The sequence below is a fragment of the Micromonospora sp. BL1 genome, assembly GCF_003667485.1.
In the GTDB taxonomy this organism is placed as follows: domain Bacteria; phylum Actinomycetota; class Actinomycetes; order Mycobacteriales; family Micromonosporaceae; genus Micromonospora; species Micromonospora tulbaghiae.
This window is the reverse complement of sequence record NZ_RCVK01000200.1, coordinates 1-15950: the sequence shown is the minus strand read 5'-3', so window position 1 is coordinate 15950 and position 15950 is coordinate 1. Positions and strand designations below refer to the sequence as shown.

Annotated in this window: 12 protein-coding genes; all 12 read left to right on the top strand. The window is 74.1% G+C overall.

What is annotated here, in order from left to right:
- Positions 1–16: 16 nt before the first annotated feature.
- Positions 17–1222, top strand: coding sequence for a Gfo/Idh/MocA family protein (locus EAD96_RS10175; RefSeq protein WP_121684094.1), 1206 nt, complete (start codon positions 17–19; stop codon positions 1220–1222).
- Between the two features lie 210 nt (positions 1223–1432).
- Positions 1433–2581, top strand: a complete 1149-nt coding sequence (locus EAD96_RS10170; protein WP_121684093.1) for an inositol-3-phosphate synthase — start codon at positions 1433–1435, stop codon at positions 2579–2581.
- Complete coding sequence (locus EAD96_RS10165; RefSeq protein ID WP_121684092.1) at positions 2578–3471, top strand: SCO3242 family prenyltransferase; 894 nt, start codon at positions 2578–2580, stop codon at positions 3469–3471. The genes EAD96_RS10170 and EAD96_RS10165 overlap by 4 nt, the downstream gene beginning before the upstream one ends.
- Positions 3468–4361: a sugar phosphate isomerase/epimerase gene (locus EAD96_RS10160; RefSeq protein ID WP_121684091.1), complete on the top strand. Its 894-nt coding sequence runs from the start codon at positions 3468–3470 to the stop codon at positions 4359–4361. Before EAD96_RS10165 ends, EAD96_RS10160 begins: the two co-directional genes overlap by 4 nt.
- Positions 4362–4395: 34 nt before the next feature.
- Complete coding sequence (locus EAD96_RS10155; protein ID WP_121684090.1) at positions 4396–5001, top strand: EboA domain-containing protein; 606 nt, start codon at positions 4396–4398, stop codon at positions 4999–5001.
- A 1-nt stretch (position 5002) separates the two neighbouring features.
- A complete protein-coding gene (locus EAD96_RS10150) occupies positions 5003–5854 on the top strand; it encodes a TatD family hydrolase (RefSeq protein ID WP_120568559.1) in 852 nt (283 codons plus the stop codon).
- The gene (gene eboE / locus EAD96_RS10145; RefSeq protein ID WP_121684089.1) at positions 5854–7074 is read left to right on the top strand and encodes a metabolite traffic protein EboE; all 1221 of its coding nucleotides are present in this window, start codon (positions 5854–5856) and stop codon (positions 7072–7074) included. The genes EAD96_RS10150 and eboE overlap by 1 nt, the downstream gene beginning before the upstream one ends.
- Entirely contained in the window at positions 7071–8465 is a 1395-nt protein-coding gene (locus EAD96_RS10140; protein ID WP_121684088.1) for an alkaline phosphatase family protein, read from the top strand. Before eboE ends, EAD96_RS10140 begins: the two co-directional genes overlap by 4 nt.
- Complete coding sequence (locus EAD96_RS10135) at positions 8462–9529, top strand: polyprenyl synthetase family protein (RefSeq protein ID WP_120568562.1); 1068 nt, start codon at positions 8462–8464, stop codon at positions 9527–9529. Before EAD96_RS10140 ends, EAD96_RS10135 begins: the two co-directional genes overlap by 4 nt.
- 289 nt (positions 9530–9818) lie before the next feature.
- Positions 9819–12656 carry an RICIN domain-containing protein gene (locus EAD96_RS10130; protein ID WP_121684087.1) on the top strand — a complete coding sequence of 946 codons (2838 nt, stop codon included), beginning with the start codon at positions 9819–9821 and terminating at the stop codon, positions 12654–12656.
- Between the two features lie 17 nt (positions 12657–12673).
- Positions 12674–14782 (top strand): ThuA domain-containing protein, encoded by a 2109-nt coding sequence (locus EAD96_RS10125; protein WP_121684109.1) that lies wholly within the window; start codon positions 12674–12676, stop codon positions 14780–14782.
- Positions 14783–14955: 173 nt separating this feature from the next.
- A partial coding sequence (locus tag EAD96_RS10120; RefSeq protein WP_147457862.1) for a sugar phosphate isomerase/epimerase occupies positions 14956–15950 on the top strand: 995 nt, incomplete at its 3' end.

The window sequence follows — 15950 nt, the reverse complement described above, 5'->3', positions numbered from 1 at the left end:
CGGGGGGAGACCCACCTTGTCCAGTCATGACAGCATCCTGCGCGTCGGCATGGTCGGCTACGCGTTCATGGGCGCCGCGCACTCCCAGGCGTGGCGCACCGTGAACCGGGTGTTCGACCTGCCGGCGCGGGTGCGGATGGCGCTCGTCTGCGGCCGGGACGAACCGAAGGTGGCCGAGGCCGCCGACCGGCTCGGCTGGGACGGCTACACCACCGACTGGCGGCGGCTCGTCGAGTCCGACGAGATCGACGTGGTCGACATCTGCACGCCGGGGGACAGCCACCGCGAGATCGCACTCGCCGCGCTCGCCGCGGGCAAGCACGTGCTGTGCGAGAAGCCGCTCGCCAACAGCGTCGCCGAGGCCCGGGAGATGACCGAGGCCGCGGCCCGGGCCCGCGAGTCCGGGGTACGCGCGATGTGCGGCTTCAACTACCGGCGGGTGCCCGCTGTCGCCCTGATGCGGCAGTTGGTGGCCGACGGGCGGATCGGCGAGATCCGGCACGTCCGGGCGACCTACCTCCAGGACTGGATCGTCGACCCGCAGTTCCCGCTGGTGTGGCGGTTGCAGAAGGACAGGGCGGGCTCCGGCGCGCTCGGTGACATCGGCGCGCACATCATCGACCTGACCCAGCACGTCACGGGTCAGCTCGTCAGCGGCGTCAGCGCGCTCACCGAGACGTTCGTGCGGCAGCGGCCACTCGTCGCCGGGTCGAGCGGCCTCGCCGCGCAGGCCGACGGCAACGGCAGCGCGACGGGTCAGGTGACTGTGGACGACGCGGCGGTGTTCGTGGCCAGGCTCGACGGGGGAGCGCTGGCCACGTACGAGGCGACCCGGTTCGCCACCGGCCGCAAGAACGCCCTGCGGGTCGAGATCAACGGCTCGCGCGGCAGCGTCGTGTTCGACCTGGAACGCCTCAACGAACTGGAGTTCCTGGACGCCACGCGGCCCGCCGCCGAGCAGGGCTTCAGCCGGATCCTGGTGACCGAGCCGGACCACCCGTACCTGGGTGCGTGGTGGCCGCCCGGCCACATCATCGGCTACGAGCACTCCTTCACCCACCAGGCGCGCGACTTCGTCGAGGCGGTCGCCACCGGCGCCGACCCGGCACCGTCGTTCGCCGACGCGCTTCAGGTCCAGCTCGTGCTCGACGCGGTGACCCGCTCGGCCGAGCGGGCCGCCTGGACGGAGGTGGAGCCCGCTCTGGCCGAAGCTTCCGCCTGACCCGAGGCGGCCCCTGCGGGGTCCGCCGACACTCACCGGCGCCGGCCGGCGAGGGCCCGCCGCGGTTGCGCCCCGCGGCGGGGACGAGGCCGGCTCCGGGGAGCGTGCCGCCGGTGTCCGCCGGCACGACCAGTACGGCCCTCCGGTGCGGCCGGACCGGGATTCCCCGGCCGCACCGGCGGACCGGCCTTACCTGGGGAGGTAGCGCGAATGCGTACGGGTGTCTGGCTGGTGGGTGCGCGCGGCTCGGTCGCCACCACCGCCGTGGTCGGCGGGCTGGCCCTGCGGGCCGGGCTCACCGCGCCGACCGGCTGCGTGACCGAGCTGCCCGACCTGCGCGGGCCCGCCCTGCCGGGCTTCGCCGATCTCGTCTTCGGCGGCCACGACGTGGTCGCCACCCCGCTCACCAAACGCGCCGAGGCGCTGGCCGCCGCCGGGGTGCTGCCCGCCCGGCTGGCCGACGCCGTGGCACCGGACCTGGCCGCCGTCGAGGCGGCCCTGCGTCCCGCACCGACCGAGGGCGACCAGGGCGAGCGGATCGCCACTGTGGTCCGTGACCTGACCGGGTTCCGGGACCGGCACGGGCTGGACCGGGTGGTGGTGGTCAACGTCGCCGCGACTGAGCCGGCGCCCGTCCCGCACCCGGCGCACCACGACCTGGCCGCGCTGCGGGACGCGCTGACCGGCCCGGCCGACGTGCTGCCGCCCAGCTCCGGATACGCGTACGCGGCGTTCACCGCAGGCTGCCCGTACGTGGACTTCACCCCGTCGACCGGTGCCCGGCTGCCGGCCCTGGCCGCGCTCGCCGCCGAACACGCGCTGCCGTACGCCGGGCACGACGGCAAGACCGGCGAGACGTTGCTCAAGTCGGTGCTCGCGCCGATGTTCGCGATGCGGCACCTGGCCGTGCGCTCCTGGTCCGGCACGAACCTGCTCGGTGGCGGCGACGGCGCCACGCTCGCCGACCCGGCCGCCAACGCCGCGAAGGTGGGCAGCAAGCAGCGGGTGCTCGCCGAGACGCTCGGCTACCTGCCGGAGGGCCACACCCGGATCGAGTACGTCGAGGAACTGGGCGACTTCAAGACGGCCTGGGATCTGGTCACGTTCGCCGGTTTCCTGGGCACCGGCATGCGGATGGAGTTCACCTGGCACGGCTGCGACTCCGCGCTGGCCGCGCCGCTCGTGCTGGACCTGGCCCGGCTCACCGCCGCCGCGCACGCCGCCGGCCACCACGGCCCGCTGACCGAGCTGGCGTTCTTCTTCAAGGATCCGCTCGGCGCGACCGGCCACGCGCTCGGCGACCAGTGGACGGTGCTGCGGGACTTCGTCGCCGGCCTGCACGCCCGGGTGACGCCGTGACCCGCCTGGCCGACCTGGCCGACCTGGTCCGGGCGCCCGCCGCGCTCTCCGTACCGGGGGATGTGCTCTCCGGCGCGGCGGCCGCCGGTGCGCTCGGCCCGCGCACACCGGCCCTGGCCGGCGCGTCGGTGCTGCTCTACTGGGCCGGGATGGCCGCCAACGACTGGGCCGACCGGCGGCTGGACGCGGTCGAGCGGCCGGAGCGGCCGATCCCGTCCGGCCGGGTGCGCCCGTCCGTCGCGCTCGGCGTCGCGTCCGGCCTGACCGCCGCCGGGCTCGCGGTAGCCACCGCCGCCGGGGGCCGCCGCGCGGCAGCGGCCGCGCTCCCACTCGCCGCGACGATCTGGGGGTACGACCTACGGGCGAAGAACACCGCGGCCGGCCCGGCGGTGATGGCCGCGTGCCGGGGGCTGGACGTGCTGCTCGGCGCGTCCGGCGGGCGGGTGGTCCGGGCGCTGCCGGCCGCGATTACAGTCGCGGCGCACACCTGGACCGTGACCGCGCTGTCCCGCCGCGAGGTCACCGGCGCGGACCGGCGGCTGCCCGGCCTCACACTGGCCGGCACCGCCCTGATCGCGCTCGCCACCCCGGCCCGGCCCACGCAACCCGCCACCGGCCGCGGCGGTTCCAGCCGCGCCGCCCGGCTCGGTGACCTCGTGCCGGCGGTCCTCGCGGCCGGATACGCCACCCGCTACGGCCGGGCCCAGGCGCGGGTGCTCGCCGACCCGTCACCGGGCCGGGTGCGCGCCGCCGTCGGGGCCGGGATCACCGGGCTGCCCGCGTTGCAGGGCGCGCTGACCGCCCGCGCCGGAGCCCGGATGCTCGGCCTCGCCGTGGCCGGCGCCGCCCCGCTCGGCCGCCGCCTGGCCCGACTGATCTCACCGACATGACCGCCGCGCCCACCCGGGCCGCCGCCGGCCCACTGTCCGGACCGGGCGCGCTGCGCTTCGGGTACGGCACCAACGGCTTCGCCAACCACCGGCTCGGCGACGCGCTGGCGGTGATCGCCGACCTCGGGTACGTGGGCGTCGCGCTCACCCTCGACCACGACCACCTGGACCCGTTCGCCCCCGGCCTGGCCCGCCGGGTCGCCGCCGTACGCCGCCGGCTGGACGCGCTCGGCCTCGCAGTGGTGGTCGAGACCGGCGCCCGGTACCTGCTCGACCCGCGCCACAAGCACGCGCCGACACTGCTGCACGACGACCCGGCACGGCGGGTGGAGTTCCTGCGCCGGGCCGTCCGGATCGGCGCCGACCTGGGCGCGGAGGCGGTCTCCTTCTGGGCCGGCGTACGCCCGCCCGGCGTACCACCCGATGTCGCGGCCGACCGCCTGGTCGCGGGCTGCGCGACGGTGTGCGCCGAGGCGGCGGAGGCGGGCGTGCCGCTGGGTTTCGAGCCGGAGCCGGGCATGCTCGTCGAGGACATCGCCGGGTGGTGGTGGCTGCGCGAGGCGCTCGGCGCGCCGCCCGGCTTCGGCATCACGCTCGACATCGGCCACTGCCGCTGCCTGGAGCCGCTGCCGGTGCCACAGTGCGTGTCCGAGGTCGCCGAGCACCTGGTCAACGTGCAGATCGACGACATGCGCCGGGGTGTGCACGAGCACCTGGAGTTCGGCACCGGCGAGATCGACTTCCCGCCGGTGCTGCGTGCCCTGGCCGACGCCGGCTACCGCGGGCTGGTGGCCGTGGAACTGCCCCGGCACTCGCACGCCGCCCCGGCCGTCGCCGCCCGCTCACTGGACTACCTGCGCACCGCCGCCTCGCGCGGCGAGGGGCGGTGACCCACCACCTTCCACCCGGCAGAGGGGAGACGGCATGACACCCGACCGACTGCGCGCCGCGCTTCGGGGCGTACCCGATCCGCAGTGGCTGGACGCGGCGCTGCGCCGCGTCGCGACCGAACCCACGGCCGTCGAGCGGTTCTTCGCCGCCGCCGCCCGGCGGTGCGGTCGCGGGCCGCTGCCCGACCTGCCCGGCTGGACGGCCGACGACGCGGCGCGGGCGCTGCTGCTGACCGCGCTGCCGAACGGCCACGCCGTAGCCGCGGAGACCCTGTACCGGCAGGGCGACGCCGCCGAGAAACGCGCCGTGCTGCGCGCGCTGCCGTTGCTGCCGATCGGCGCGGAATGCGTGCCGCTGCTGCACGACGCGATCCGCACCAACGACACCCGGCTGGTCGCCGCCGCGCTCGGCCCGTACGCCCGGCACCTGGAGCAGGCGACCTGGCGGCAGGCGGTGCTCAAGTGCGTGTTCACCGGCGTGCCGCTGGCGGTGGTCGACGGCCTGGCCGACCGCGCCGACGGCGAGCTGGCCCGGATGCTCGCCGCGTTCGCCGCCGAACGGCACGCCGCCGGTCGCGACATGCCCACCGACGCGACCGACCTGCTGCGCCGGCTGACCATCCCCACCACGGAGGCGTGACATGCGCATCTTCGACCCGCACATCCACATGACGTCCCGCACCACGGACGACTACGAGCGGATGGCCGCCGCCGGGGTCCGCGCGGTGGTCGAGCCGGCGTTCTGGCTGGGCCAGCCGCGCACCAGCGTGGACAGCTTCGTGGACTACTTCGACTCGCTGATCGGGTGGGAGCCGTTCCGGGCCGGCCAGTTCGGCATCCGGCACCACGCCACAGTGGCGCTGAACCCGAAGGAGGCGAACGACCCGCGCTGCCGGCCGGTGCTCGACCTGCTGCCCCGCTACCTGGACAAGGACGGCGTGGTGGCGGTCGGCGAGATCGGGTACGACGCGATGACGCCGGCCGAGGACGCCGCGCTGGCCGGGCAGCTCGCCCTGGCCGTCGCGCACGACCTGCCCGCGCTGGTGCACACGCCGCACCGGGACAAGGCGCGCGGCGTCGAGCGGACGCTCGCGGTGGTCACCGAGTCGGGCATCCCGCCCGGGCGGGTGCTGGTCGACCACCTCAACGAGGTGACAGTGGAACTGGTCCGGGACACCGGCTGCTGGCTGGGCTTCTCCATCTATCCCGAGACGAAGATGTCGCCGCCGCGCATGGTGGAGCTGCTGAAGCGGTACGGCACCGAGCGGATGCTGGTGAACTCCGCCGCCGACTGGGGTCGGTCGGACCCGCTGCTGACCCGGGCCACCGGGGAGGCGATGCTGCTGGCCGGGTTCGACGCCGACGAGGTGGACCGGGTGCTGTGGCGCAACCCGGTGGAGTTCTACGGCCAGTCCGGCCGGCTCGACCTGACCGACCTGGAGGACTCGTCGGCCACGTTCGCCGGCAACTCGATCCTGCGGGGAGGCGCGTGATGCGGCTGCGTCACGCCGACGGCACGACCGTCCACCTCGGCTACTGCACGAACGTGCACCCGGCCGAGGACCTGCCGGGCGTCGTCGCCCAGCTCGACACGTACGCGGTCGCGGTACGCCGGGCGCTCGGCGTCGACCGGCTCGGGCTCGGCCTCTGGCTGGCCGCGCCGGTGGCCGCCGCGCTCGCCGCCGACCCGGCGGCCCGCCGCCGGCTGGGCCACGAGCTGACCGTACGCGGGCTGGAGGTGGTCACGCTCAACGGCTTCCCGTACGCCGCGTTCCAGGCCCCGGTGGTGAAGGGCGCGGTGTACCACCCGGACTGGACCACGCCGCAGCGGTCGGCGTACACGCTGGACCTGGCCCGGGTACTGGCCGATCTGCTGCCCGACGACGCCGTCCGGGGCTCGATCTCGACGCTGCCGCTGGCCTGGCGCACCCCGTGGGACGCCGGGCGGGCCGCCACCGCCCGGCGCCGGCTGGACGCGCTGGCCGAGGGCCTGGCCGCGGTGCAGCGGGACACCGGCCGGATGATCCGGGCCGGCTTCGAACCGGAACCGGGCTGTCTGGTGGAGTCGACGGGACAAGCACGCGAGGTATTCTCAGACATGGATACCGACCGGCTCGGGATCTGCCTGGATCTCGCGCACCTGGCGTGTGCCTGGGAGCGGCCGGCGGATGCCCTGGCCGGGCTGCGTGCCGCCGGGCTGCCGGTGGTCAAGGTCCAGGTGTCGGCCGCGATCGAGGCGCCCGACCCGGCCGGGGCGAGCGAGGCGCTGCGCCGTTTCGTCGAACCGAGGTTCCTGCACCAGACCCGGGCCGCCGGAGTGTGCGGCGCCGCCGATCCGGCCGATCCGGCGTACGCGGCCGACGACCTCGACGCCGCACTCGACGCGCGCCTGCCCGGGGCGTGGCGGGTGCACTACCACGTGCCGTTGCACGCCCCGCCCGAGCCGCCGCTGCGCTCCACGGTCCCGGTGCTGCGCGAGGCGCTCGCCGCGTTGTACGCCGGTCCGGTCGCCGGCTGCGACCACCTCGACGTCGAGACGTACACCTGGGGGGTGCTGCCGGAGGCGCGGCGGCCGCGCGGCGACGCGGAGCTGGCCGCCGGCATCGCCGCCGAGCTGGCGTTCGCCCGCGACGAGCTGACCGCGCTCGGCCTGGCCGACGGCGGCGGGGTGGGCGCTCCGGGTCCGCGGGCGGCGGAAGGCGTGCCCTCGTGAGCCGGCGGCTAATGGTGCTCGACGTGGTCGGGCTGACGCCGCGTCTGCTGGCGCACATGCCGCGGCTGCGCGCGGTGGCCGAGGCCGGGTTCGCCGCCGAGCTGGGCACCGTGCTGCCGGCGGTGACCTGCTCGGCGCAGTCCACGTTCCTCACCGGCGAGCTGCCCGCCGGGCACGGCGTGGTGGGCAACGGCTGGTACTTCCGCGACCTGGGCGAGGTGCTGCTGTGGCGGCAGCACAACGGGCTCGTCGGCGGCGAGAAGGTGTGGCAGGCGGCCCGCCGCGTCGAGCCGGGCTACCGGGTGGCGAACGTCTGCTGGTGGTACGCGATGGGCGCGGACGTGGACTGGACGGTCACGCCGCGCCCGGTCTACCACGCCGACGGCCGCAAGGAGCCGGACTGCTGGACCGACCCGCCCGAGCTGCGGGACACGCTCACCGACGCGCTCGGCACGTTCCCGCTGTTCAGCTACTGGGGTCCGGGCGCCGGGCTGCCGTCCTCGGCGTGGATCAGCCGGGCGGCGCAGCGGATCCTCGCCGACCACGCCCCCGACCTGACCCTGGTCTACCTGCCGCACCTGGACTACGACCTGCAACGCTTCGGCCCGTCCGACCCGCGAGCGGCGGCCGCGGCGGCCGAGCTGGACGGTGTGCTCGGCCCGCTGCTCGACGCCGCGCGCGAGCAGGGAGCCACCGTGGTGGCGTTGTCCGAGTACGGCATCACCGACGTGTCCCGCCCGGTGGACGTGAACCGGATGCTGCGCGCCGAGGGGCTGTTGCGGGTCTACACCCAGGCCGGGATGGAATACCTCGACCCGTGGACGTCGCGGGCGTTCGCGGTGGCCGACCACCAGGTGGCGCACGTCTACGTCAGGGAACCGGCGGACGTGCCGGCCGTGGCGAAGCTCTGCGCCGCGCTGCCGGGCGTGGCCGAGGTGCTGGACGCCGCCGGGCAGGCCGGGTACGGCCTGGACCACCCGCGCTCTGGTGAGCTGGTGCTGGTGGCCGAGCCGGACGCCTGGTTCACGTACTACTACTGGCTCGACGACGCGCGGGCGCCCGACTTCGCCCGGCTGGTCGAGATCCACCGCAAGCCCGGCTACGACCCGGCCGAGCTGTTCTTCGACCCGGCCGCGCCGGGCGCGGCGAAGCGCCGGGCGGCGGTGGCGCTGGCCCGCAAGAAGCTCGGGCTGCGCTACCTCATGAACGTGGTGGGGCTGGACGCGGGCGCGCGGGCGGTGCGTGGTTCACACGGGCGCCTGCCCGCCGACCCGGCGGACGGCCCGGTGCTGCTCTGCTCCGACCGGGCCGCGATCCGGCCCCGGGTGGAGGCCACTGATGTGAAGGCGTTGCTGCTCGAAGTCGCCGGACTGGCCTGGGAGGCACCATGACCGTAACCGTCGCACCGACCGACCCGGCCCTGCTGCGGGGCCGCTTCGACGCCGCGCTCGCCGCGTTCCTGGACGCGAGAGAGCCGGGTCGGCCGGACGACGGTACGGGGGCCGTCCACACCGCTCTACGCTGGTTCGTCCTGGCCGGCGGCAAGCGGATGCGCCCTCTGTTCTGCTACTGGGGCTGGCGGGGGTTCGGCGGCCCGGACGCCCCGGCGATCGTGGTCGCCGCGGCCTCGCTGGAGTTGTTCCACGCGTTCGCACTGATCCACGACGACATCGTGGACCGCAGCGACCGCCGCCGGGGCGCGCCGACGCTGCACCGGTTCTTCGCCGACCTGCACGCCCGCTGCGGCTGGCAGGGCGACTCGGCGGCGTACGGCCGGCAGGCGGCGGTGCTCTGCGGCGACCTGTGCGCCACCTGGTCGGCCGAGATGTTCCACGGGTGCGGGTTGCCGCCCGAGCGGCTGCGCCGGGGGCAGATGCTGCTGTCCCGGATGCGCTCGGAGGTGATCGCGGGGGAGTACCTGGACGTGGTCGGGGCGGCCGGGGACGGCACGGTGGCGAGCGCGCTCACCGTGGTACGGCTGAAGACGGCCCGCTACACCGTGACCCGTCCGGTGCAGATCGGCGCCGCGCTCGCCGGCGCCTCGCCGGAGGAGGTGGCCGCGCTGGCCGGGTTCGGCGACCCGCTCGGTGACGCGTTCCAGCTCCGCGACGACCTGCTCGGCGTCTTCGGCGACCCGTCCGTGACCGGCAAGTCCAACCTGGACGACCTGCGGGAGGGCAAGCCGACGGTGCTGCTGGCGCTGGCCCGGGCGTCCACCTCCCCCGCCGGCGCGGCCCGGCTGGGGGAGCTGGTCGGCGATCCCGGCCTCGACCAGGCGGGCGCGGCCGAGGTGCGGGGCATCGTCGAGGAGTCCGGCGCTCGGGAGGCGGTGGAGCGGATGATCCGCACCCGGGCCGACGCCGCACTGGTCGCGCTGGACGCGCTGCCGCTGGCGGAGCCGGCGCGACGGGTGCTGGCGGCGCTCGCGGAGCGGGCGGTCGACCGCCACGAATGACACCCACTTTTGTCGCTGAGCGGCGAAAGTCAAAGCCGATCGATCAGAAGCTATGGACAGGCTGATCGAAAGGTTTTAATGTCGTGCACAGCACAACGCTGTTTCGCCGAGGTGATCGCCCCGCACCAGATCGCCCCGCACCGCCCGCCTCGGCGAGGTGACCTCCGGTCCTGACCGGAGGTCGCGGCCCGCCGACCTCCCGGCGGGCCGGCGCAGCATCCCCCTGCTCGGCATCCGGCGCGACGCGCGCCCGGTCCTGGCTGCGCGCGTCAGGAAGGGACAGCACAGCATGTCCAGCCACCCCCACCACCCCCGTGCCCGGCGACCGATCGCCGCTGCCGCAGCGCTGCTGCTCGCGGCCACCGCCGGCACCGTCACAGTGGCCGCGGCGTCCGTCCCGGCGTCCGCCCACCCGATCCCGGCGAGCGACTTCCAGCAGGTCGAACTCGCCCGCGGTGTCGCCGAGACCGGCGAACCGATGTCGCTCGCGGTGCTGCCCGACCGGTCGGTCCTGCACACCGCCCGCAACGGCACGCTGCGCCGCACCGACGCGGCCGGCGCCACCACGGTCGTCGGCACGCTGCCGGTCTACACCCACGACGAGGAGGGACTCCAGGGCGTCGGCGTCGACCCCGGGTTCGCCTCCAACCGGCACATCTACCTCTACTACGCCCCGCCGCTGTCCACCCCGGCCGGGGACGCCCCCGCCACCGGCAGCGACTTCTCCGCCTGGCAGGGCGTCAACCGGCTGTCCCGGTTCACGCTCAACGCCGACTTCACGCTCAACCAGGCCAGCAAGGTCGACGTGCTCGACGTACCGGCCGACCGGGGGCTGTGCTGCCACGTCGGCGGCGACATCGACTTCGACGCCGCCGGCAACCTCTACCTGTCCACCGGCGACGACACCAACCCGTTCGACTCCGCCGGCTACGCGCCGATCGACGAGCGCACCAACCGCAACCCCGGGTACGACGCGCAGCGCAGCGCCGGCAACACCAACGACCTGCGGGGCAAGATCCTGCGGATCAAGGTGAACGCCAACGGCACGTACTCGATCCCGGCCGGCAACCTCTTCGCGCCCGGCACCGCGCGGACCCGCCCGGAGATCTACGCGATGGGCTTCCGCAACCCGTTCCGGATCAGCGTCGACAAGGCCACCGGCGTCGTCTACGTGGGCGACTACGGGCCGGACGCCGGCACCACCACCGCCCGCGGCCCGTCCGGGCAGGTCGAGTTCAACCGGGTCACCGGGCCCGGCAACTACGGCTGGCCGTACTGCACCGGCACCAACACGGCCGCCGAGACGTACGCCGAGTGGGACTTCGCCACCGGCACCGCCGGCCCGAAGTTCAACTGCACCGGCGGGCCGACGAACAACTCGTTCCGCAACACCGGCCTGGCCACGCTGCCTGCGGCGAAGCCGTCCTGGATCCGCTACGCCGGTGACGCCGGCAGCCCGCCCGAGTTCGGCGGCGGCTCCGAGTCGCCGATGGGCGGCCCGGTCTACCGGTACGACGCGGCGAACCCGTCCACCACGAAGTTCCCGCAGTCGTTCGACGGGCAGTTCTTCGCCACCGAGTTCGGCCGGGGCTGGATCAAGCCGATCCACGTCAACGCGGACGGCTCACCCGGCACCATCGACAGCTTCCCGTGGACCGGCAAGCAGGTGATGGACTCGGCGTTCGGCCCGGACGGCGCGTACTACGTGCTCGACTACGGCACCGGCTACTTCAACGGCGACGCCAACTCGGCGCTGTACCGATTCGACTACCTGGGCGGCGCCAACCGCGCCCCGGTGGCCCGCGCCGCCGCCGACCGGACCTCCGGCGCCGCGCCGCTCACCGTGGCGTTCTCCTCGGCCGGCTCGTCCGACCCGGAGGGCGGCGCGCTGACGTACGCCTGGACGTTCGGCGACGGCGGCACCTCCACCGCGGCGAACCCGTCGCACACCTACACCGCCAACGGCAGGTACACCGCCACGCTCACCGTGCGCGACCCGCAGGGCGCCACCGGCACCGCCAGCGTGACGGTCACGGTGGGCAACACCGCGCCGACGGTGGTGATCGAGACGCCCGGCAACGGCAAGCTGTTCTCCTTCGGCGACACGGTGCCGTTCCGGATCACCGTCACCGACCCGGAGGACGCCACGATCGACTGCACGAAGGTCAAGATGACCTACGTGCTCGGCCACGACCAGCACGGCCACCAGATCACCTCGGCGACCGGCTGCACCGGCTCGATCGCCGTACCCGTCGACGGTGAGCACGACGACGCGGCGAACATCTTCGCCGTCTTCGACGCCGAGTACACCGACTCCGGCGGCCTCACCACCCACACCCAGCACACGCTCCAGCCCCGGCACCGGCAGGCCGAGCACTTCAGGACGTCGTCCGGGATCAACACGTTCGACAAGGCCACCGCCGAGGGCGGCAAGACCGTCGGCGACATCCAGAACGGCGACTGGATCGCGTTCCAGCCGTACCTGCTGGCCGACGCCACCGGGTTCACCGCCCGGGTCTCGTCCGCCGGGGCCGGCGGCACGCTCCAGGTGCGGGCCGGCTCGGCCACCGGCACCGTGCTCGGCTCGGCCACCGTCCCGGTCACCGGCGCCTGGGACACGTTCACCACAGTCACCGGCACGATCACCAATCCGCCGGCCGGCACCACCACGCTCTACCTGACGTTCGCCGGCGGCACCGGGGCGCTCTACGACCTGGACGCGTTCACGCTCACCACGTCGGCCGTCCGCACCGGCCCGGTGAAGGGCCTGGCCGGCAAGTGCCTGGACGTCCGCAACGCCGCCACCGCCGACGGCACCCAGATCCAGCTCTACACCTGCAACGGCACGACGGCGCAGTCGTGGACCGTGACGCCGAACGCCACAGTGAAGGCGCTCGGCAAGTGCCTGGACGTGTCCGGCGGCGCCAGCGCGGACGGCACGAAGATCCAGCTCTACACGTGCAACGGCACCGGGGCGCAGAACTGGTCGGCGCAGGCCGACGGGACGCTGCGCAACCCGCAGTCGGGCAAGTGCCTGGACGTGTCCGGCAACAACTCGGCCGACGGCACGGCGGTGCACCTGTGGACGTGCACGGGCGCGGCGAACCAGCGCTGGACCCTGCCGTGAGGATGAAGGAGAACCCGATGAAACTCGTGCGTTCCGCACTGGGGGCGGTGACCGCCGTCCTCGCCACCATCGCCTGCACCGTCCCCGCGAGCCCGGCCGCCGCCGCCGACGCCCCCTACGACGTGCTCGTCTTCTCCAAGACCGCCGGCTTCCGCCACGACTCCATCGCGGTCGGCACGCAGGCCGTGCGCGAGCTGGGCGCGGCGAACAACTTCACAGTCACCGCGACCGAGGACGCCGCCCAGTTCACCACCGCCAACCTGGCCCGCTTCGAGGCGGTGATCTTCCTCAACACCACGGGGGACGTCCTGAACGCCAGCCAGCAGTCGGCGTTCGAGGCGTACATCGGCGCCGGCGGCGGGTACGTCGGCGTGCACTCCGCCGCCGACACCGAGTACGACTGGCCGTTCTACGGCAACCTGGTCGGCGCCTGGTTCGCCTCCCACCCGGCCATCCAGCCGGCCGTCGTGAAGGTGGAGGACCGGGCGCACGCCGCCACCGCGCACCTGCCGCAGCGGTGGAACCGCACCGACGAGTGGTACGACTACCGCACCAACGCCCGCTCCACCGCGCACGTGCTGGCCAGCCTGGACGAGTCCACGTACTCCGGTGGCTCGATGGGCGGCGACCACCCGCACGCCTGGTGCAAGACGTACAGCGGCGGCCGGTCCTTCTACACCGGCGGCGGCCACACCCAGGCGTCGTACTCCGACGCGGCGTTCCGGTCGCACCTGCTCGGCGGCATCCGCTACGCCGCCGGGCGCACGAAGGCCGACTGCCGGCCGGAGCCCGGCTACACCGCGCTCTACAACGGCGGCACCACCGGCTGGTCGCAGGCCGGGCCGGGCAGCTTCACCAACGCCGACGCCACGCTCACCTCGGTCGGCGGCATGGGCCTCTACTGGTACAGCGCCAAGCAGTTCACCAACTACTCGCTCAAGCTGGACTGGCGGCTGGCCGGTGACGACAACTCCGGCGTGTTCGTCGGCTTCCCGCCGTCGAGCGACCCGAACTCGGCGGTGAACAACGGCTACGAGATCCAGATCGACCCCACCGACGCGGCCGACCGCACCACCGGCGCGATCTACGGCTTCAAGTCCGCCGACCTGGCGGCCCGGGACGCGGCGCTCAACCCGGCGGGGGAGTGGAACACCTACGAGATCCTGGTCGAGGGAGAGCGCCTTCAGGTCTTCCTCAACGGCGTACGCATCAACGACTTCACCAACACCGACCCGGTGCGGTCGCTCGCCGGGCACGTCGGCATCCAGAACCACGGCACCGGCGACGACGTGTCGTTCCGCAACATCCGGATCAAGGAACTCGGCGGCACGCCGCCGCCGACCGGCAACACCACGGTCCAGGCCGAGGCGTTCGGTTCGGCCAGCGGCGTCAGCGCGTACCCCAAGGCCGGCGCCAACGGCGGCCAGACCCTGGGGTACGTGGACCCGGGCGACTGGGCCGCGTACCCGGGGCTGGACCTGACCGGTGTGACGTCGCTGCGCGCCCGGGTGGTGTCCGGTGGCCCGGGCGGCACGCTCCAGGTGCGGACCGGCTCGCCGACCGGCCCGGTGCTCGGCCAGGTGGCGGTGCCGAACACCGGTGGCTGGACCACGTTCGCCGACGTGAGCACCGCGCTCACCGGCGTGCCGTCCGGTACGCAGACGGTGCACCTGACGTTCACCGGCAGCGGCTCCGGGCTGTTCGACGTCGACGACTTCACGCTGGTCCGCTCGACCGGCACCGGCGGTACGGGCCCGGTCAAGGGCCTGGCCGGCAAGTGCCTGGACGTGCGCAGCGGATCGTCGGCGGACGGCACCCAGATCCAGCTCTACACCTGCAACGGCTCGACGGCGCAGTCGTGGACGGTGACGCCGATCGGGCCGGTGAAGGCGCTCGGCAAGTGCCTGGACGTGTCCGGCGGCGCCAGCGCGGACGGCACGAAGATCCAGCTCTACACGTGCAACGGCACGGGCGCGCAGAACTGGTCCGCGCAGGCCGACGGGACGGTACGCAACCCGCAGTCGGGCAAGTGCCTGGACGTGTCCGGCAACAACTCCGCCGACGGCACGGCGGTGCACCTGTGGACGTGCACCGGCGCGGCGAACCAGCGCTGGACCCTGCCCTGACGGAGGCCATAGAGTGGAGGCGGCGACCGCGAGGTGGCCGGTGACCCGGCGGGAGGCGCAACCCGCCCGGGAGCAGACGCTCCGGCGTCCACCGGTTCCCACGCGCCGCCGCCTCCGGTCGTCCTCGCCCCGGTCCGCGACGGAATCCCCCATCACCACAGGGGAGAAGGACAATGGCGCGACCCATCACGCTCTTCACCGGCCAGTGGGCCGATCTGCCGTTCGACGAGGTCTGCCGGCTCGCCGCCGAGTGGGGCTACGACGGGCTGGAGATCGCCTGCTGGGGCGACCACTTCGAGGTGGACAAGGCGCTCGCCGACGACTCGTACGTGGAGCGCAAACGGGCCACCCTCGCCAAGCACAACCTCCAGGTGTTCGCCGTCTCCAACCACCTGGTCGGGCAGGCCGTCTGCGACCACCCGATCGACGAGCGGCACCAGGACATCCTGCCGGCCCGGATCTGGGGCGACGGCGAGCCGGAGGGCGTGCGGCAGCGGGCCGCCGAGGAGATCAAGGACACCGCGCGGGCGGCGGCGAAACTCGGCGTACGCACCGTCGTCGGCTTCACCGGCTCGTCCATCTGGCACACGGTGGCCATGTTCCCGCCGGTGCCGCCGGCCATGATCGAGCGCGGCTACCAGGACTTCGCCGACCGGTGGAACCCGATCCTGGACGTGTTCGACGAGGTGGGCGTGCGGTTCGCGCACGAGGTGCACCCCAGCGAGATCGCCTACGACTACTGGACCACGAAGCGCACGCTGGAGGCGATCGGGCACCGGGAGGCGTTCGGGCTCAACTGGGATCCGTCGCACTTCGTCTGGCAGGAGCTGGACCCGGTGAACTTCATCTTCGACTTCGCCGACCGGATCTACCACGTGGACTGCAAGGACGCGAAGGTCCGTACCGGGGACGGGCGCCGCGGCCGGCTCTCCTCCCACCTGCCCTGGGCCGACATGCGGCGCGGCTGGGACTTCGTCTCCACCGGTCACGGCGACGTGCCGTGGGAGGACTGCTTCCGGGCGCTCAACGCGATCGGCTACGACGGCCCGATCTCGGTCGAGTGGGAGGACGCCGGCATGGACCGCCTGGTCGGCGCGCCGGAAGCGCTCCAGTTCGTCCGCCGCCTGGCCTTCGACGCCCCCGGCGCCGCCTTCGACGCCGCCTTCAG